Genomic DNA, 17,577 nt, shown 5'->3' on the forward strand with positions numbered 1-17,577 from the left:
GGGCGGCATGATTAGGATGCCGCGCGAAAAGCGCGTGTGCATTACGCGCACAGGTTGCAGGGAAGGGTTTCCTGGTATGGACAAGGGCAAGGCGCTCGAAGCAGCGCTCAGCCAGATCGAGCGTTCCTTCGGCAAGGGCTCGATCATGCGCATGGGCAGCAAGAACGCGATGGAGGACATCGAGGTCGTCTCCACGGGTTCGCTCGGCCTGGATATCGCGCTGGGTATCGGCGGCCTGCCCAAGGGCCGCATCGTGGAGATCTATGGCCCGGAATCCTCGGGCAAGACCACGCTGGCCCTGCATGCCATCGCCGAGGCCCAGAAGAAGGGCGGCACCTGCGCCTTCATCGACGCCGAGCACGCGCTCGACCCCGGCTATGCCCGCAAGCTGGGCGTGGACGTGGACAACCTGCTGATCAGCCAGCCCGACGCCGGTGAGCAGGCGCTGGAGATCTGCGACACGCTGGTGCGTTCCGGCGCCATCGACGTGCTGGTGGTGGACAGCGTGGCCGCCCTGGTGCCGAAGGCGGAGCTTGAGGGCGAGATGGGCGACAGCCATGTCGGCCTGCATGCCCGCCTGATGTCCCAGGCGCTGCGCAAGCTGACGGGCACCGTCAGCCGCTCCAACTGCCTGCTGATCTTCCTGAACCAGATCCGCCTCAAGATCGGCGTGATGTTCGGCAACCCCGAGACGACGACGGGCGGCAACGCGCTGAAGTTCTATGCCTCGGTCCGCATGGAGATCCGCCGCATCGGCTCCATCAAGGAGCGCGAGGAGGTGGTGGGCAACACCACCCGCGTGAAGGTGGTGAAGAACAAGATGGCGCCGCCGTTCCGGCAGGTCGAGTTCGACATCATGTACGGAGAAGGCATCAGCAAGGTGGGTGAGCTGATCGACCTGGGCGTGAAGGCCGGCGTGGTCGAGAAGTCCGGCGCCTGGTTCAGCGCCGAGGGCCAGCGCATCGGCCAGGGCCGCGAGAACGCGAAGCAGTTCCTGCGCGACAACACCGGTCTGGCCCAGACGCTGGAAGCCAAGATCCGCGGCCAGTCCGTGGCGGTGGCCGATGCCATGACCGGCGCGCCGGAAAGCAGCGACGACGACGGCGAGTGAGGCGGCCGGGTGCCGGGGGCTTGCCCCCCGGCCCTATGCCGTTTCCAGCGCCTTGCTGGTGCCGACCGTCCGGGCCAGCAGGGCGTCCACCGCCTCCGGGTCTTCCCATTCCAGCGTGACGGTCACCACCGACACCGCCGCGCGGAACTTCTCGGGGATGCGCACGAAATCCTTGCGGGTCGTCACCGGGGTGGCGCGCAGGGCGGTGGCTTCCTTCAGCAGTGCCTCCATGTCCCCCTCATCATAGGGGTAATGGTCCGCGAAGGTGGCGCGGCCGGCGATCTGCGCGCCGGATTCCACCAGCGTGGCAAAGAACTTGCCGGGGTTGGCGATGCCGCAGAAGGCAAAGACCGACCGGCCGGACATCGCCGCCGCATCCGCCCCCGGGGCCAGCCTGCCGCGCAGCACGGGCAGGGCGGGCGGCAGGGAGGCAAGGGCGCCGACCTCATCCTCGCCGATCAGCACGGCCGCCTGGCAGCGCCCGGCGGCGGCGGACACGGGCTCCCGCAGGGGCCCCGCCGGAATGATGCGGCCATTGCCGAAGCCGTAGCTGCCGTCGATCGTCAGCAGCGACAGGTCCTTGGCCAGGCCCGGATTCTGCAGCCCATCGTCCATCACGATGGCCTGCGCGCCGGCCGCGATGGCGGCGCGTGCGCCGGCCTCCCGGTCGGCCGATACCCAGGTCGGGTGCAGGGCGGCCAGGATCAGTGCCTCGTCACCCACATCGGCGGCCTTGTGCAGGGTGGGGTCCACCCGCACAGGCCCCTTCAGCCGCCCGCCATAGCCGCGCAGCAGCACATGGGCGGCTGTTCCCGCCCGTTCCAGCCGGGCCGCGATGTCAGAGGCCAGGGTCGTCTTGCCGGCGCCGCCTGCCGTGGCATTGCCGCAGCAGATGACCGGCACAGGGGCATTCCAGCCCGGCTGCGCCACACGGCGCGCCGTCGCCTGCGCATAGAGCGCGGCAATGGGGGAGAGCAGCAAGGGCAAGATTCCCCCGCCGCCCGCCCAGAAAGCTGGTGCGCGCATCAAGGCGTTCCGAATTCCCGTTCAACTGAGGCCACCCGGGGGCCATGCCCCGCGCGCAACCATTCGACCAAGGGACCGGCCAATCGCTCCGCGGCACCCGCGAGGTTCTCGGCCACGATGCGGGCGGAATCCGTCATCCGCGCCGCCTCGTCCGGATTGATTAGCACATCGGCCACCGCCGCCGCCAGTGTCGGGGCATCGGGGGGCGCAACCCGCCGGGCGGCGCCTGCCTGCAGCAGCTGTTCCACCCGCTCGGCGAAGTTGAAGGTGTAGGGGCCGAGCAGGATGGGACAGCCCAGCAGCGCGGGCTCCATCGGGTTCTGCCCGCCATGCGCCACCAGGCTGCCGCCCACCAGCGCCGCATCCGCCAGCCGGTAGAACAGGCCGAGCTCGCCCATCGTGTCCGCGATGTAGAGCCCCGCCGGCGCCTGGCCCAGGCTGCGGCGGGGTGCGCCGGTCAATGCCGCGATCTCGGCGCCGCGCTCGGGGTGGCGCGGCACGATGATGGTGGTCAGCGTCGGGTGCCGTTCCCGCAGGATCGCGTGGGCGGCGGCCACCACCGCGTCCTCGCCGGGATGGGTGCTGGCGGCCAGGAAGACGGGGCCGGGCAGGGCGGCGCGCAGCGCGGCCAGGGCCTCCGGGTCATGCGGCAGGGGGCTGGCGCTGGCCTTCAGGTCCGCCGGCGGCAGCATGCTGCGCGCGCCCAGCCCCGCGAAGCGCGCCGCGTCGTCCCCCGCCCGGGGCTGGATCAGCGTGAAGCTGCGCAGCATGGCCCGCAGCAGCCCCGGCGCGAACTGGGCCCAGCGGGCGGCGGAACGCGGCGACATGCGCGCATTGACCAGCGCGGTCGGAATCCGCCGGGCCCGCAGCGCGAACAGCCGGTTGGGCCACAGGTCCGAATCGACGAAGACCGCGGCATCCGGGCGCCAGCCGTTCAGGAAGCGGTCGACCCAGCGCGGCACGTCCAGCGGGGCGTAGCGGTGGCGCACCCTGTCGCGCAGCATCGCGGGCAGGCGCTGCATCACCAGCCGTGCCGAAGTGACGGTGCCGGTGGTCAGCAGGAACTGCGCCTCGGGCGCCGCGATGGCCACGGCCTCGATCAACGGCAGCAGGGAAAGCGATTCCCCCACGCTCGCGCCGTGCAGCCACAGCAGGGGCGCGGCGGGCCTGTCGGCGCCGAGGCCGTAGCGTTCGGCCAGGCGGGAGGCATCCTCCTTCCCGCGCCCGGCGCGCAGGCGCAGCCACAGCGGCAGCACCGGCGCCAGGGCGCCCGCGACCAGGCGCCAGGCGATCCTCATGCCGGCGTCAGCCCCAGCAGCCGGTCCGCCTCGTCGCAGCAGGCGTCCAGGGCGGCCTTGATGCTGGCCAGACCCGCGGCCTCGTCCTCACGGCCCAGGGTGATGGGCGCGCCCACCATCAACACGCCGCGCCCGAAGGGCAGGGGCAGCATCATCCGGTCCCAGCTGCCCAGCCGGACATGGCGCGTGGTGGCCGCCGCCGAGGGCACGACAGACATGCCCGAGGCCATGGCCAGCTGCGCCACCCCCGGTGCCGGGCTGCGCCTGGGGCCGCGCGGGCCATCGGGCGTGATGGCGATGACCTCGCCCGCCCGCAGCAGCCGCAGCAGCGTGCGCAGGCCGGAAGCGCCGCCCTTGCTGGTCGAGGCATGCACCATGCTGAGCTGGAATCGGGTGACGATATCGCCGATGAAGCGGCCGTCCCGATGGCGCGAGACCAGCACATGGGCCTTCCGGTCCCGCATGCTGGGCACTTCCTTCCGGGCAAGGCGCCACAGCATGGGCATCATCGGCAGGCGCTCATGCCAGAAGCAGGTGATGAGACCCTCTCCGCGCTGCGTGGAGGCTTCGAGCCGACGCAGATGCTCGCTCCCCACCAGTTGCCAGCGCGTGGTGGCATAGACGAAGGCCAGGTACTGCCCCAGCAGCCATGCGCCCGCAGCCTGCACCGCGGGGTGCCGGGTCAGTCGTTTCACCATGGTTGCACCGACGGCATGGCGGCGGTGGTAGCCATGCGGCCCGCCGCTTGCAACCTCGGCTTGTGGATAAGCGGCCATGACGCCCGCGCCGTGCGCGGAAACGGCGCTTCCGGCCGGGCAGCCGCGAATCGCAACTGAGGCGGAATGTCCTGATGCGGTGCAGGGGCGTGGGGAAGAAGCGGGCAGCGCCGGCCGCCGATACATGCCGCCCGCATGGGCAGACGCTGCCTCAGGCGCAACCTGCCTGCCTCCTGGTCAGTCTCCGCCTTCCGGCGATGCAGCATGGCAGGCTGCCCACCGCATCGCCGGAAGGCAGCACTGGCGTTCCGCATGTCGTCTTCATATGAGTGTTGCATTGATCCGGCCGCATGGCTGGGCCAGCATGGACGCATCGGTGGGCGCGAACCCTGGGGAGGGAGCACCACCAGCCGGCTGGACCAGCCGGCTTTGAAGTCGAGGGAGAAATCACAGTGGACACCACCAAGCGGCGCTTTTCCGTGCGTCGGCTGCTTGCGGGCGTGATGGGCGCGGGGCTGATCGCCGCCGCCACCCCGGCGCTGGCGCAGGCTCCGGCGGCCGGTACCAACCTGATCGAGACCATCCGCAACCGCGGCCAGCTCATCTGCGGCGTGAGCACGGGCCTGGCGGGTTTCTCCGCCCCCGACAGCCAGGGACGCTGGACCGGCTTCGACGTCGATTATTGCCGCGCGGTGGCCGTGGCCATCTTCGGCACCGACCAGAATCGCGTGCGATTCGTCGCCACCACCGCCCAGGCGCGCTTCACCGCGCTGCAGTCCGGTGAGGTCGACATGCTGGCCCGCAACACCACCTGGACGCTGAGCCGCGACACCTCGCTCGGCCTCGATTTCCCGGCGACCAGCTTCTATGACGGCCAGGGCTTCATGGTGAAGCGCAGCCTGGGCGTCACCTCCGCCCGCCAGCTGGACGGCGCCACCGTGTGCGTGCAGCCCGGCACCACCACCGAGCAGAACCTGACCGACTGGGCCCGCGCCAACCGCGTGACCATCCGCCCCGTGGTGATCGAGCGCCAGGAGGACAACACGGCCGCCTACAACGCCGGCCGCTGTGATGCCTACACCACCGACGCCTCGGGCCTGGCCGCCGTGCGCAGCACGCTGCAGAACCCGAACGACCACATCATCCTGCCCGAGATCATCTCGAAGGAGCCGCTGGGCCCGCTGGTGCGCCATGGCGACCAGCGCTTCGCGGACCTCGTGCGCTGGACGCATTTCGCGCTCATCGCCGCCGAGGAGCTGAACCTGACCTCCGCCAATGTCGAGGCCGCCGCCACCGGCGACCAGCGCCCCGAAGTGGCGCGCATGCTGGGCCGCTCCGGCGACCTGGGGCAGATGCTGGGCGTGGACAACCGCTGGGTGGTCAACCTCATCAAGGTCATGGGCAACTACGGTGAGGTGTTTAACCGCAACCTGACGCCGCTCGGCCTGCAGCGCGGCCCGAACGCGCTGTGGACCACGGCCGGCGGCCTGCAATACGCGCCTCCCTTCCGTTGATCCGCTGCCGGGAGGGGGGCAGCCCCCTCCCGGACATGCCGCTCGGCCCGCAAAGGGCCCAATGACATAACAGGCAGGCATCCCCCAGCATGTCCCAAACAACGTCGGATCCGCGCTACGGCCTCAAGCCACCCAAGCGACCCATGCGCATCAGCTGGAGCGACGAGCGCTTCCGCGGCATCGTCTGGCAGGTCGTGGTCGTGGCCATCGTGGCCGCCATCTTCTGGTGGCTCTGGTCCAACACCGTCCGCAACCTCGAGGTGCGGCGCATCGCCAGCGGCTGGGGCTTCCTGGGCCGTGAGGCCGGGCTGCCCATCGCCGAGAGCGTGATCCCTTATGACCCGACGAACACCTATCTGCGCGCGCTGACCGTCGGCGTGCTGAACACGCTGAAGGTCGCGATCATCGGCGTGGTGCTGGCCACCGTGCTGGGCACCGTGCTGGGCGTACTGCGGCTGTCCAAGAACTGGCTCGTCTCCCGCTTCGTCGGCGCCTATGTCGAGGTGGTGCGCGACCTGCCGCTGCTGCTGCAGCTGCTGTTCTGGTACGCGGTGCTGCAGGGCCTGCCCGGGCCGCGCCAGGCGGTGAACCCCGCCACCGGCGTGTTCCTGTCCAACCGTGGCCTGAAACTGCCCTGGTTCGAGTGGCTGGACGCCCATAGCTGGGCGCTGCTGGCCTGCGTGATCGGCATCGTGCTGACGCTGATCTGGCGGAAGAAGGCCCTGGCCCGGCAGATGGCCGACGGCCAGCCCCGCCGCGTGTGGCCTGTTGCGCTGCTGCTGTGCATCGGTGCGCCGCTGGCGGTCTGGGCCGCGCAGGGCGCGCCCTTCTCGCCCGACATCCCCTATCTGCGCGGCTTCAACTTCCAGGGCGGCCTGACCGTCAGCCCCGAGTTCTTCGCGCTGCTGGTGGGCCTCACGCTCTACACCGCCGGCTTCATCTGCGAGATCGTGCGCGCGGGCATCCTGGCCGTGCATCAGGGCCAGTGGGAGGCAGCGGGCGCGCTCGGCCTGCCGCGCGGGCGCATCATGCGCCTGGTGGTGCTGCCGCAGGCGCTGCGCGTCATCATCCCGCCCATGACCAGCCAGTTCCTGAACCTGACCAAGAACAGCTCCCTCGCGGTCGCGATCGGGTATCAGGACATCGTCAGCATCGCGAACACGACGCTGAACCAGACCGGCCAGGCCATCGAGGGCATCGCGGCGATCATGCTGGTCTATCTGACCATCTCGCTGTCGATCAGCCTGTTCATGAACTGGTACAACACGCGCATCGCGCTGGTGGAGCGCTGAGCCATGAGTGTGACCGTCAATCATACCCCGTCCCCCGCCCTGCCGCCGCCGTCCCGCGTGATGGCGGGCGGCCCGCTCGGCTGGGTGCGCGCCAATCTGCTGAACGGGCCGATCAATGCGGCCGTGACGCTGCTGCTGGCCTATCTGGTGGTGCGCTATGCCATCAGCTTCATTGACTGGGCCTTCATCCATGCCATCTGGGAAGTGCCCAACGACCGTTTCGGCCGGCCGGATACCGCGCTGTGCCGCGACAACAAGGGCATCGGCGCCTGCTGGGCCGTGATCGGGGAGAAGCACCGCTTCATCCTGTTCGGCACCTATCCCTATGAGGAGCACTGGCGGCCCGCGATCGTCTGCGTGCTGTTCATCGCGCTCTACATCGTCAGCGCCATGCGCCGCTTCTGGCGGAAGGAGCTGGTGCTGGTCTGGGTCGCCACGCTGACCATCATCGGCATCCTGATGTGGGGCGGCGTGTTCGGCCTGAGCTATGTGCCGCAGGAACGCTGGGGCGGCCTGCCCATCACGCTCATCCTGGCGACCTTCGGCCTGGCCTTCGCCTTCCCGCTCGCCATCCTGGTGGCGCTGGGGCGGCGGTCGCGCCTGCCGGCGATCAAGGCGCTGTGCGTGCTGTATGTGGAACTGATCCGCGGCGTGCCGCTGATCAGCCTGCTGTTCATGGCCAGCGTGATGTTCCCGCTGTTCCTGCCGGAGGGCATGAACATCGACAAGCTGCTGCGCGCGCAGGTGGCCATCATCCTGTTCGCCGGCGCCTATCTGGCCGAGGTGGTCCGCGCGGGCCTTCAGGCCCTGCCCAAGGGCCAGTACGAGGCGGCCGACGCGCTCGGCCTCTCCTACTGGCAGAAGACGGGCTTCATCATCCTGCCGCAGGCCCTGCGGCTGGTGATCCCGCCCCTCGTCAACACCTTCATCGGCTTCTTCAAGGACACCTCGCTGGTGCTGATCATCGGCATCTTCGACCTGCTGACGGCCGCCAAGACCTCCATCATCGAGCCCCAATGGCAGGGTTTCGCGGTCGAGGTGTACGTGACCGTGGGCCTCATCTATTTCATCTTCTGCTTCGCCATGTCCAAATACAGCGCCGGGCTGGAAGCGGAACTCAACAGGCACAGGGTGCGGTGACGCGCATGACGCCCCGCAACCCCATTACCGGAGACTCGACCCTATGAGCGCCGCCACCTCTCCCGCCCGCCAGATGGGCAAGCCCGCCATCCAGCTGCTCGGCGTCAACAAGTGGTACGGGCAGATGCACGTGCTGCGGAACATCAACCTCGAGATCGCCGAGGGCGAGCGCGTGGTGGTGTGCGGGCCCTCGGGCTCGGGCAAGTCCACCATGATCCGCTGCATCAACCGGCTGGAGGAACACCAGCAGGGCCAGATCATCGTCGACGGCATCGAGCTGGGCGACGACCTCAAGAGCCTGGACGCCATCCGCCGCGAGGTCGGCATGGTGTTCCAGTCCTTCAACCTGTTCCCGCACCTCACCATCCTCGAGAACTGCACGCTTGCCCCCATCTGGGTGCGCAAGATGCCGAAGAAGGAAGCCGAGGCGCTGGCGATGGAATACCTGACCCGGGTGCGCATCCCGGAACAGGCGAACAAGTATCCGGGCCAGCTCTCGGGCGGCCAGCAGCAGCGCGTGGCCATCGCCCGCGCCCTGTGCATGAAGCCCAAGATCATGCTGTTCGACGAGCCGACCTCGGCGCTCGACCCGGAGATGATCAAGGAAGTGCTGGATACCATGGTGATGCTGGCCGACACCGGCATGACCATGATCTGCGTGACCCACGAGATGGGCTTCGCCCGCCAGGTGGCCGACCGCGTGGTGTTCATGGACCGCGGCGAGGTGGTGGAATCCAACACCCCCGACGAGCTGTTCGGCAACCCGCAGACCGACCGCCTGAAGCTGTTCCTCAGCCAGATCCTGCGGGGCCACTGACATGGCCGAGGCACCGGTCTCGATCCTCGCGCAGCGGCGGATCGAGGCGGGCTTCGCCAAGGGCATCTATGAGGAAATGGTGGCCTCCATCGGCCAGGAGGCGGCGCGCGGCATCATGACGCGCGCCATCGTGCGCCTGGCCGAGCAGGCGGGCGCCACCATGGCCGAGGGCCAGCAAACCTCCGTCGCCCATTTCGCCGATCTCATGGAGCTGTGGCGCCGGGATGATGCGCTGGTGATGGATGTCGTCCGGCAGGATGACCTGCATTTCGACTTCAACGTCACCCGCTGCCGCTATGCCGAGACCTATCGCGAGATGGGGCTGGGCGAACTCGGCGCCGTGCTGTCCTGCAACCGGGACGGCGCCTTCTGCGTGGGCTACGACAAGCGCCTGAAGCTGACCCGCACCCAGACCATCATGGGCGGGGCCACGCATTGCGACTTCCGCTATGTCTGGGACGAAGCGGGCTAGGCCCTAGGCCAGCAGCGCCGCGATGCGTTCCAGCCCCGGGTCCCGCAACCCGAACTCACCCAGCTGCCGCACCGTGTTCAGCAGATAGTCCCGGTTGCTGCCGGCCATGCCGTGCCCGGCCGCGATCACCTGGGCCGCCGTTTCGTGGCAGGGGCGGGCATAGGCGGGGTGGCTGCGGTCCGCGACATAGGTGATGCCGCGCACCGCCCGGCCATCGGCCAGGCGCAGCCCGACGTCGCGGCGGTGATAGACCATCTCGCCGCGCGGGTTCTCCCGCTCATCCAGGTATTCCAGCACGGCCTCGCGTTCCTCGGCCGCCACCTCGAAGGCCACACCCCGGCAGCTGCCGCCCCGGTCCAGGCCCAGCACCAGGCCAGGGGCCTCGGGCGTGCCGCGATAATGGCGCGACCACAGGCAGAAACGGCGGTGATAGCCGCGCAGCATGGCCGGCTGGGCCGCGACATAGGGGAAGCCGGGCCGCCAGATCAGCGACCCATAGGCGAAGACGAACATGGTCGTTCGGGTATATCCCCGGGGGCCTCGGGCGCCTATACGCTTGGCATGACCAGGCCCCAGATGCCCCAGCCCCCGGAAGTGCGCCCGCTGCCGGTCAGGCGCCGTGCCTCTCGCCTCTGGTGGGCGCTTCCCTTGCTGGTGGCGGCCCTGCTGGCGTTGCACACGGGCCTGTGGCGCGGTGCCACCAGCGCCATGCAGCAGGGCTTCGAGGATTGGGCGGCCCAGCGCCGCGCCCAGGGCTGGGTCATCACCCACGCCACGCCGCAGCGCGGCGGCTGGCCCTTTTCCGCCACGCTGATCCTGCCGGACATGCAGCTTGCCCGTTCCGCGCCCCCCGCCTTCCGCTGGCAGGCGGAGGCCGTGGAACTGCGCCTGACCCCCACCGAATGGGGGCGCATCGTGGTCGCGCCGCGCGGGCGGCAGCGGCTGGGTGTGGCACGCGGCGAAATCCCCTTCGCGGCCGATCGCCTGGAGCTGACCCTGCCGCTGGAACGCGGCCCCATCCCGCGAGAGGCTGAGCTGGAGGTGGAGCGGCTGCGCCTGAACTCCCCCTGGGGGCCCTTCGAGATGCGGCGCGGCCGGCTTTCCGCCCAGACCCGCCTGACCGCCACGGAAAGCGAGCCGGTGCTGGCGCTGGACGGCACGGCCGAGGACATCCTGCTGCCGCGCAACGGCCCCGGCGCGCTGGGCAACACCCTCGCCCGCCTGGCGCTGGAAGGCAGCCTGAGCGGCCCCCTGCCGCCCGTGCGCCACCTGCGTGAGCGCGCGGAAGCCTGGCGCGATGCCGGCGGCACGCTGGAGATCCGGCACCTGGACGGCCAATGGGGCCCGGTCGGGCTGGCGCTGACCGGTACCGGCACGCTGGACGACGCCCTGCAGCCCATGGGCGCCGGCCAGCTGCGCGTGACCGGCGCCGGAGAGGCGCTGGACGCGCTGGCGGCGCTGGGCTGGATCCAGCGCAACGCCGTCACGGCAGGCCGGGCGCTGGCCGTCATGCTCTCCCGCCCTGGGGCGGATGGCGGGGCTCCGGTGCTGGAATTGCCCTTCACGGTCCAGGAAAGGCGGCTGGCGCTGTCGCACATGCGTCTCGGCCGGATGCCCGAGATCGCCTGGCCCGCCCCGCCGCCGGAACCCGATGCCGCGCGCGATCCGTCCTTGCCATCGCGTGACTGAGTGGTTAGGATTACCCGCATGGATCGTTTCAACGCCCATACTGCGCGAATTACTGGCCCGGCTGCCTGAGCCGGTGCGCGCGCGCGGCCGGCTAAGCCCGGCCGGGACAGCACTCCATCCCTGAAGCGCGCATCACCTGACATTCCGCGAGACATCCATGTCCGAACAATTTGCCCCCGTTGAATTCCATTGCGTCGTCGAGGCCTCGCCCGGCGCGCTGAGCCGTGTGCTGGAGCCGCTGGCCAAGCGCGACCTGGTGCCCGACACGGTGCGCGCCACGCGCGAAGGCGCCACCCTGCGCGTCAGCCTGACGGTGCTGCGCATGCCGGTGGAGATGATCCATCTGGTGGAAGGCAATATCGGCCAGATCTTCGGCGTGCTGCGCCAGGAAACCACGCTGCTCGCGCAGCGGCGTGCCGCTGCTTAGTTTTTGCCCTCAGGCGCCGGGCGCGCGCATCCGCGCGCTTGGCTTGCGGCGCGCCGCTGCCGCTCTCGTCCAATAGGCCTTATGGGCGCCGCGGGCCGCTGTGCGGCCCGAAAGGGGCCTGGGCGTCAGGCGCGGCCGAACAGGCGCTCGAAATCCGCCCGCTGAAAGCGCAGGAAGGTCGGGCGGCCGTGGCTGCAGGTGGCGGCGCGGGGCGTCGCCTCCATGGCGCGCAGCAGGGCATCCATCTCCGGCAGGGTCAGGCGCCGACCGGAACGGATGCTGCCATGGCAGGCCAGCCGCGCCACCGCCGCGTCGAGCTTGCGCGTCAGCGCCGTGTCCTCGCCCCATTCCGCGATCTCGGCGGCCATGTCGCGCAGCAGGGGGGCGGGGTCGGCCTTGCCCAGCAGGGCGGGCAGGGCGCGCACCAGCATGGCGCCGGCGCCGAAACTCTCGATCTCCAGCCCCAGCTTGGCCAGCTCGGGCGCGACCTCGGTCAGCCGCGCCGCGTCGGCGGGTGGCAGATCCACCACGGCCGGCAGCAGCAGGGGCTGGGCCCGCACCCCGCCCTCGACCAGCTGGGCGGAGAGGCGTTCATGCGTCAGGCGTTCATGCGCCGCGTGCTGGTCCACCAGCACCAGCGCGCCGTCGGCGGCCTCGGCCAGGATGTAGCATTCCAGCACCTGGCCGATGGCGCGGCCCAGCGGCCCGGCGGGCGGGGCCTCGGCGGCGAAGCCCATGGGCAGTGAGGGGCTGGCCACGGGCGCTGGGGGCGGGGGCAGCAGGTCCAGCCCCGCTTCCTGGAAGCCGCGCGCGGCCCAGCTGTGGCTGAGTTGCGCCGGCGCCGCCGGGCGCCAGCCTTGCAGGGCAGGGCGTGGTGCCGCGGCCTCCACAACCTCGGTCACGCCCACGCCCAGGGCGCGGCGCAGCGCCGAGATCATCGCCCCGCGCACGGCGCCGGCATCGCGGAAGCGCAGTTCGGTCTTCATCGGGTGGACGTTCACATCCACCGCATCGGGCGGCACCTCGATATAGAGGGCGGCCACCGGGTGGCGCCCGGCCTCCATCACGTCCCGATAGGCGACGCGCAGGGCGGCGCGCAGCATCTGGTCGCGCACCGGGCGGTGGTTCACCACCAGATGCTGTTCCGCCGCCGTGGCGCGGGAATGGGCGGGCTGCGCGATCAGCCCGGACAGCGTCATCGTCCCGCCTTCCCAGGCGACCGGCAGGGCATTGGCCGCGAAATCGGGGCCCAGCACCGCCTTGATGCGGCTGTCGCGGTCGGCGGCCGGCAGGTTGATGGAGACGCGCCCATCCACCGTCGCGTGGAACGCCACCTGCGGCCAGGCGAGCGCGAGGCGGCGCAGGGCCTCCAGCGCGTGCTCGGCCTCGGTGCGCGGGGCTTTCAGGAACTTCCGGCGGGCGGGGGTGGCGAAGAACAGGTCCCGCATCTCGACCCGCGTGCCGGGGGGCGCGGCGGCGGGCATGACGGCGCCGACGCGCCCGCCCTCGACCATGATGGCATGCGCATCGCCCCCGCGCTGGCGGGAGGTGATGGTCAGCCGCGACACCGCGCCGATGCTGGGCAGCGCCTCGCCCCGGAAGCCCAGGGTGGCGATGGCGAACAGCGTGTCTTCCTCGGGCAGCTTGGAGGTGGCGTGGCGCTGGATGGCCAGCGCCAGCTCCTCCGCCGACATGCCGATGCCGTCATCCTCGACCAGGATGCGGCCGGAGCCGCCTTCCTCGATGGTGACCGCGATGCGGGTGGCCCCCGCATCCAGCGCGTTTTCCGCCAGTTCCTTCACCACCGCCGCAGGGCGCTCCACCACCTCGCCGGCGGCGATGCGGTTGGCGGTGGTTTCGGACAGGAGTCGGATGACTGACATCGCCCGCAGCATAGCATGCTGCGGGCTTGTTGACGCCCTCAGGCGCCGGGCGGCGGCATCCGCCGCCTTGGCTGACGGCGCGCCACTGTCGCACCTGCCCGAAGGCCTTATGGGCGCCGCCGGCCGCCGTGCGGCCGGAAAGGCGGTCAGCCGGTCACATACCCCATGGCCCGGTCGCGGGCCTGGGCCTCGGCCGGCCGGGCGGCCGGCTTGCCGAAGCCGCCGCCGCCCGAGGTCACCAGCCGCACGCGGTCGCCCTCGACCAGCGGCTTGTTGTCGGATTTCGGCGGGATCGGGGTTTCCTTGCCGTCACGGATCAGCAGCAGATGCCCCGGTGCCGCAGGCTCACCACCCGCCAGCCCGTAGGGCTGGCTCTGGAAGCGGTCCATATTGGCGGTGAACAGGCAGTGCGGGCTGTTGACGCGCCATTCGCGCAGCAGCCCCAGCCCCCCGCGATGCTCACCCGCGCCGCCGCTGTCGGGCTGCAGTTCGTAGCGGGTGATGGTCAGCGGCATCTGGTTCTCGATCATCTCGATTGGGATGTTGCTGTTGTTGTGCATGCCCGACGCATAGGCATTCACGCCGTCCTTCGTCGGCGTGCCGCCCGACCCGCCGATCTCGATTTCCACCAGCACGTCGCGCTTGGCGTCCGCCTTGATGGTCTGGAAGGTGCAGACATAGGAATTGCCGTAATAGGCGGCGGGGATGCGGTCCGGCACGGCCTGGTGCAGCGCGCCGAACATGGCGTTCAGCAGCCGGTGGGTCACGGCCACGCGGTGCGCGACCGGCGCGGGGGCCTGGGCATTCACCACGAGCCCCGCCGGGGCGATCACGCTGATCGGGCGGTAGCAGCCCGCGTTCATCGCGAAGCCGCCGCCCGAGGCGCACATCAGCGCGTACATCACCGCCGAGTTCGACGAGGCGAGGGTGGCATTCACCGGCCCCTTGCTCTGCGCCGAGCAGGCCGAGAGGTCGGCCACCGCCTCATCGCCCTTGATGGTCAGGGTGACGGCGATGTTGATGGTCTTGCCGAGGTCCACCCCGTCATCGTCCAGCACATCGGTGAATTCATAGGTGCCGTCGGGCATGGCGGCGATGGCCGCGCGCATCCCAGCCTCGGACTGGTCGAGGATACGGGCCGCGGCTTCGGTCATGCCGTCCGCGCCATAGCGGGTGGCAAGGCGAAGCAGCGCCTGCCGGCCGACCTCCAGGCTCGCGATCTGGCTGGTCAGGTCGCCCAGCAGCAGATCCGGCTTGCGGATGTTCTGCCGGATCATCGCCCAGACGCCGTCGTTCCGCTTACCGTTCTCGATCAGCTTCACGGGGGGGATGCGCAGTCCCTCCTGGAAGATTTCCGTGGTGGTGGCGGCATAGCTGCCGGCCGCCAGGCCGCCGACATCGATGTGGTGACACAGCGCGCCGACATAGGCGATGCGCTTGCCCTCATGGAACACCGGGCGATAGGCGATGATGTCGGGCAGGTGCTGGCCGCCGCAATACGGGTCATTGGTGATGACCACGTCATCGGGGCCCCAGGCCTCGGCATCCACATATTCCGTCAGCAGCGTGCGCAGCGCCGCGGACATGGAGTTCAGGTGGCCCGGGATGCGGGCCGACTGTGCCAGGTTCCAGCCGTTGGCGTCGAAGACGGCGGTGGAATAATCCAGCAATTCCCGCACGATGGTGCTGCGGCTGGTGCGCCAGATGGTCACGTCCATCTCGGCGGCGGCGGCGGTCAGCGCGTTGCGGATGACCTCGATATCAACCGGACCGATCATCAGACGGCCTCCCTCACGGCGATGATGGCACCAGCGGTGCCCAGGCGCGCGGTCCAGCCGGGCGCGATGAAATGGGTGGCGAAGGCTTCCTCGATGATCGCGGGGCCGGTGATGGTGTCGGTCCCCGCGATGCTGTCGCGGTCCCACACGCCGGCCTCCTGCCAGGTGTCCCCGGTGAAGACGCGGCGCTTGCCCTTCAGCGCGGTGCCGGTGCTGGGCACCACGGGGGCGGGTTCCGGGCGCGGCAGGCGGCCCGTGGCGGTGACGCGGATGGTCACCAGCTCCACTACCTCATCCTCGGCCGAGTAGCTGAAGCGCTGCTTGTGCTGGGCGTGGAAGCGTGTGGCCAGCGCCGCCAGATCGGCCGCCGTGGGCGCGGTGATGTCGCCCCAGGGCACCAGCAGCTCGAAGGCCTGCCCGTGATAGCGCATGTCGGCCGAGACCAGCAGCTCGCGCGCCGCCGGGGCCACGCCGTCACGCGCGAGTGCCGCATCGGCCTCGTCGCGCAGCTCGCCGATCAGCTCGGTCAGGGCGGGCAGGGCGGCCTCGTGCAGCGCCAGCAGGCGGGAACGGGCGATATCCTGCTTCAGGTCGCTGAACATGATGCCATAGGCCGACAGCGTGCCGGGGTTCTGCGGGAACACCACCTCGGTCATGCCCATCTCGTCCGCGACCTCGGTCGCGTGCAGGCCGCCGGCGCCGCCGAAGGACAGCAGCGCGAAGTCCTTGGGGTGCAGGCCCTTCTCGAACAGGGAAAGCCGGACCGCCGCCGCCAGGGCCGCGTTGGTCAGGGTCAGGATGCCCTCGGCGGTCTGGTCGGCCGAGAGGCCGAGCTTCTCGCCAAGCCCCGCCATGGCCCGGCCGGTGGCCGGCATGTCGAGCTTCATGGCACCGCCGAGGAAGAACTCCGCATCCAGCCGCCCGGTGGACAGGTTGGCGTCCGTCACGGTGGGCTCGGTGCCCCCGCGCCCGTAGGAGACGGGGCCGGGCCGCGCGCCGGCGCTCTCGGGGCCGACCGTCAGGCGGCCACCGTCACGCACGCGCGCCAGAGAGCCGCCGCCCGCGCCGATGGTGCGCATTTCCACCATCGGCAGGCGCACGGGCAGGCCGTCGATCTCACCCTGGGTGATGATCGACACCGCATTGTCCTGCACGACGGACACGTCATAGCTGGTGCCGCCCATGTCGACCGCGACGAGGTTCGGCTTGCCCAGTTCCTCCGCGAGGCGGGAGGCCGCGAGCGCGCCGCCCGAGGGGCCGGAGAGCAGCAGCCTGGCGGGTTGTTCGCCCGCCGTCTGCGGGCTGCACACGCCGCCGTTGGACTGCACCAGGAACACGCGCGGGCGGAACTCACCCTGCGACAGCCGCGCCTGCAGCTTGGTCATATAGGCGCTGACGACGGGCATCAGCACGGCGTTCAGCACGGTGGTGCTGGTGCGCTCATACTCGCGGATCTCGGGCGAGATCTCCGAGGACAGCGAGATCGGCAGGCCGGGGAATTCGGCGGCGACCGCATCGCGCAGCGCGCGTTCATGGGCAGGGTTTGCATAGGCGTGCAGCAGGCAGATGGCGATGGCCTCAGGCTTCAGGGCCCGCAGCTTGTCCATCAGCCCGTCGAGGGCGAGCGGGGTTTCCACGCTGCCGTCGGCATACAGGCGCTCCGTCACGCCCAGACGCATGTCGCGCGCGATCAGGCAGGGGAAGGGGTCAGGCGCCAGCGCATACAGGTCGCGACGGAAATGCCGGGTGATTTCCAGCACATCCTCGAAGCCCGCCGTGGTCAGCAGCACGCCGCGGGCCAGCTTGCGTTCCAGCACCGCGTTGGTCGCGATGGTGGTGCCGTGCAGCAGCAGCCCCACATCGGACAGGGCGAAGCCGAATTTCTCCGATGCTTCCTTCACGCCGGTCAGCAGGCCGTCGGACGGGTCGGCGGGGGTGGTCGGGGTTTTCCACGCCACCACCTGGCCGCGCCGCGCGTCATAGATCTGCAGGTCGGTGAAGGTGCCGCCGATATCCACGGCGATGCGAACGGGTCGAGTATCCTCGGTCATTTCTTCCATCATATCAGGATAAGGGTCAGCCCATCACACTGGGCAGCCAGGTGGCGATTTCGGGCACGATCATGAGCAGGACGATGGCGAGCAGGTAAGCCAGCACGAAGGGCATGACGCCTGCGAACACATCCGTGATCGGCCCTCCCTTCGGCCGCATGCCCTGCAGCACATACATCACGGTGCCGTCCGGCGGGCTGATCTGCGCGATCTCCACCAGCATGGTCACGATCACCCCGAACCAGATCGGGTCGTAGCCCAGCGCGACGACGACGGGGAACACCACCGGCACCGTGGTGATGATCATGGAGAACCCCTCCATGAACGTCCCCAGCGCGAAATACAGCCCGATGATGCAGCACA

Annotated in this window: 16 protein-coding genes; 8 read left to right on the forward strand and 8 right to left on the reverse strand. The window is 70.1% G+C overall.

The window, feature by feature from the left end:
• Positions 1–76 precede the first annotated feature (76 nt).
• Positions 77–1,111 (forward strand): recombinase RecA, encoded by a 1,035-nt coding sequence (gene recA / locus EOD42_RS25300; protein WP_206020467.1) that lies wholly within the window; start codon positions 77–79, stop codon positions 1,109–1,111.
• Between the two features lie 33 nt (positions 1,112–1,144).
• On the opposite strand, the gene lpxK is transcribed toward recA, so the two are convergent.
• Genes lpxK through EOD42_RS25315 form a run of 3 tightly spaced genes read right to left on the reverse strand, consistent with a single transcriptional unit; the run spans position 1,145 to position 4,133 of the window.
• Positions 1,145–2,137, reverse strand: a complete 993-nt coding sequence (lpxK, locus tag EOD42_RS25305) for a tetraacyldisaccharide 4'-kinase (protein WP_127790393.1) — start codon at positions 2,135–2,137, stop codon at positions 1,145–1,147.
• The gene (locus EOD42_RS25310) at positions 2,137–3,435 is read right to left on the reverse strand and encodes a 3-deoxy-D-manno-octulosonic acid transferase (protein WP_127790394.1); all 1,299 of its coding nucleotides are present in this window, start codon (positions 3,433–3,435) and stop codon (positions 2,137–2,139) included. The genes lpxK and EOD42_RS25310 overlap by 1 nt, the downstream gene beginning before the upstream one ends.
• Entirely contained in the window at positions 3,432–4,133 is a 702-nt protein-coding gene (locus EOD42_RS25315) for a lysophospholipid acyltransferase family protein (RefSeq protein WP_127790395.1), read from the reverse strand. Before EOD42_RS25315 ends, EOD42_RS25310 begins: the two co-directional genes overlap by 4 nt.
• Positions 4,134–4,654: 521 nt before the next feature.
• On the opposite strand from EOD42_RS25315, the gene EOD42_RS25320 reads away from it, so the two are divergent.
• The 5 genes from EOD42_RS25320 (at position 4,655) to EOD42_RS25340 (ending at position 9,386) form a co-directional block, all read left to right on the forward strand.
• Positions 4,655–5,665, forward strand: coding sequence for an amino acid ABC transporter substrate-binding protein (locus EOD42_RS25320; RefSeq protein ID WP_127790409.1), 1,011 nt, complete (start codon positions 4,655–4,657; stop codon positions 5,663–5,665).
• Between the two features lie 143 nt (positions 5,666–5,808).
• Complete coding sequence (locus EOD42_RS25325) at positions 5,809–6,957, forward strand: amino acid ABC transporter permease (protein WP_240655296.1); 1,149 nt, start codon at positions 5,809–5,811, stop codon at positions 6,955–6,957.
• Between the two features lie 3 nt (positions 6,958–6,960).
• On the forward strand, positions 6,961–8,097 hold the full coding sequence (locus EOD42_RS25330) for an amino acid ABC transporter permease (RefSeq protein ID WP_127790397.1): 1,137 nt from the start codon (positions 6,961–6,963) through the stop codon (positions 8,095–8,097).
• A 43-nt stretch (positions 8,098–8,140) separates the two neighbouring features.
• Positions 8,141–8,914: an amino acid ABC transporter ATP-binding protein gene (locus tag EOD42_RS25335; RefSeq protein ID WP_127790398.1), complete on the forward strand. Its 774-nt coding sequence runs from the start codon at positions 8,141–8,143 to the stop codon at positions 8,912–8,914.
• 1 nt (position 8,915) lies between these two features.
• Positions 8,916–9,386: an L-2-amino-thiazoline-4-carboxylic acid hydrolase gene (locus EOD42_RS25340; protein ID WP_127790399.1), complete on the forward strand. Its 471-nt coding sequence runs from the start codon at positions 8,916–8,918 to the stop codon at positions 9,384–9,386.
• Positions 9,387–9,389: 3 nt separating this feature from the next.
• On the opposite strand, the gene EOD42_RS25345 is transcribed toward EOD42_RS25340, so the two are convergent.
• Positions 9,390–9,899: a gamma-glutamylcyclotransferase gene (locus tag EOD42_RS25345; RefSeq protein WP_127790400.1), complete on the reverse strand. Its 510-nt coding sequence runs from the start codon at positions 9,897–9,899 to the stop codon at positions 9,390–9,392.
• Positions 9,900–9,947: 48 nt separating this feature from the next.
• On the opposite strand from EOD42_RS25345, the gene EOD42_RS25350 reads away from it, so the two are divergent.
• Positions 9,948–11,075 carry a DUF2125 domain-containing protein gene (locus EOD42_RS25350; protein ID WP_164868120.1) on the forward strand — a complete coding sequence of 376 codons (1,128 nt, stop codon included), beginning with the start codon at positions 9,948–9,950 and terminating at the stop codon, positions 11,073–11,075.
• A gap of 157 nt (positions 11,076–11,232) precedes the next feature.
• The gene (locus tag EOD42_RS25355) at positions 11,233–11,502 is read left to right on the forward strand and encodes a hypothetical protein (protein WP_127790402.1); all 270 of its coding nucleotides are present in this window, start codon (positions 11,233–11,235) and stop codon (positions 11,500–11,502) included.
• A gap of 125 nt (positions 11,503–11,627) precedes the next feature.
• On the opposite strand, the gene mutL is transcribed toward EOD42_RS25355, so the two are convergent.
• The 4 genes from mutL to EOD42_RS25375 all read right to left on the reverse strand — a co-directional run.
• Positions 11,628–13,385 carry a DNA mismatch repair endonuclease MutL gene (gene mutL, locus EOD42_RS25360; RefSeq protein WP_206020468.1) on the reverse strand — a complete coding sequence of 586 codons (1,758 nt, stop codon included), beginning with the start codon at positions 13,383–13,385 and terminating at the stop codon, positions 11,628–11,630.
• A gap of 146 nt (positions 13,386–13,531) precedes the next feature.
• Positions 13,532–15,163 carry a hydantoinase B/oxoprolinase family protein gene (locus tag EOD42_RS25365; RefSeq protein ID WP_127790404.1) on the reverse strand — a complete coding sequence of 544 codons (1,632 nt, stop codon included), beginning with the start codon at positions 15,161–15,163 and terminating at the stop codon, positions 13,532–13,534.
• A complete protein-coding gene (locus EOD42_RS25370; protein ID WP_127790405.1) occupies positions 15,163–17,214 on the reverse strand; it encodes a hydantoinase/oxoprolinase family protein in 2,052 nt (683 codons plus the stop codon). Before EOD42_RS25370 ends, EOD42_RS25365 begins: the two co-directional genes overlap by 1 nt.
• Before the next feature lie 25 nt (positions 17,215–17,239).
• On the reverse strand, positions 17,240–17,577 hold a 338-nt coding region (locus tag EOD42_RS25375), incomplete at its 5' end, for a TRAP transporter large permease subunit (protein WP_127790406.1).

This window comes from Rhodovarius crocodyli, assembly GCF_004005855.1.
In the GTDB taxonomy this organism is placed as follows: domain Bacteria; phylum Pseudomonadota; class Alphaproteobacteria; order Acetobacterales; family Acetobacteraceae; genus Rhodovarius; species Rhodovarius crocodyli.

Excerpts from the sequence above, each read along its gene's own strand:
- recA (WP_206020467.1), top strand. The coding sequence starts at position 77 with ATGGACAAGGGCAAGGCGCTCGAAGCAGCGCTCAGCCAGATCGAGCGT.
- lpxK (WP_127790393.1), bottom strand. The coding sequence starts at position 2,137 with ATGCGCGCACCAGCTTTCTGGGCGGGCGGCGGGGGAATCTTGCCCTTG.
- EOD42_RS25310 (WP_127790394.1), bottom strand. The coding sequence starts at position 3,435 with ATGAGGATCGCCTGGCGCCTGGTCGCGGGCGCCCTGGCGCCGGTGCTG.
- EOD42_RS25315 (WP_127790395.1), bottom strand. The coding sequence starts at position 4,133 with ATGGTGAAACGACTGACCCGGCACCCCGCGGTGCAGGCTGCGGGCGCA.
- EOD42_RS25320 (WP_127790409.1), top strand. The coding sequence starts at position 4,655 with ATGGGCGCGGGGCTGATCGCCGCCGCCACCCCGGCGCTGGCGCAGGCT.
- EOD42_RS25325 (WP_240655296.1), top strand. The coding sequence starts at position 5,809 with ATGCGCATCAGCTGGAGCGACGAGCGCTTCCGCGGCATCGTCTGGCAG.
- EOD42_RS25330 (WP_127790397.1), top strand. The coding sequence starts at position 6,961 with ATGAGTGTGACCGTCAATCATACCCCGTCCCCCGCCCTGCCGCCGCCG.
- EOD42_RS25335 (WP_127790398.1), top strand. The coding sequence starts at position 8,141 with ATGAGCGCCGCCACCTCTCCCGCCCGCCAGATGGGCAAGCCCGCCATC.
- EOD42_RS25340 (WP_127790399.1), top strand. The coding sequence starts at position 8,916 with ATGGCCGAGGCACCGGTCTCGATCCTCGCGCAGCGGCGGATCGAGGCG.
- EOD42_RS25345 (WP_127790400.1), bottom strand. The coding sequence starts at position 9,899 with ATGTTCGTCTTCGCCTATGGGTCGCTGATCTGGCGGCCCGGCTTCCCC.
- EOD42_RS25350 (WP_164868120.1), top strand. The coding sequence starts at position 9,948 with ATGACCAGGCCCCAGATGCCCCAGCCCCCGGAAGTGCGCCCGCTGCCG.
- EOD42_RS25355 (WP_127790402.1), top strand. The coding sequence starts at position 11,233 with ATGTCCGAACAATTTGCCCCCGTTGAATTCCATTGCGTCGTCGAGGCC.
- mutL (WP_206020468.1), bottom strand. The coding sequence starts at position 13,385 with ATGTCAGTCATCCGACTCCTGTCCGAAACCACCGCCAACCGCATCGCC.
- EOD42_RS25365 (WP_127790404.1), bottom strand. The coding sequence starts at position 15,163 with ATGATCGGTCCGGTTGATATCGAGGTCATCCGCAACGCGCTGACCGCC.
- EOD42_RS25370 (WP_127790405.1), bottom strand. The coding sequence starts at position 17,214 with ATGACCGAGGATACTCGACCCGTTCGCATCGCCGTGGATATCGGCGGC.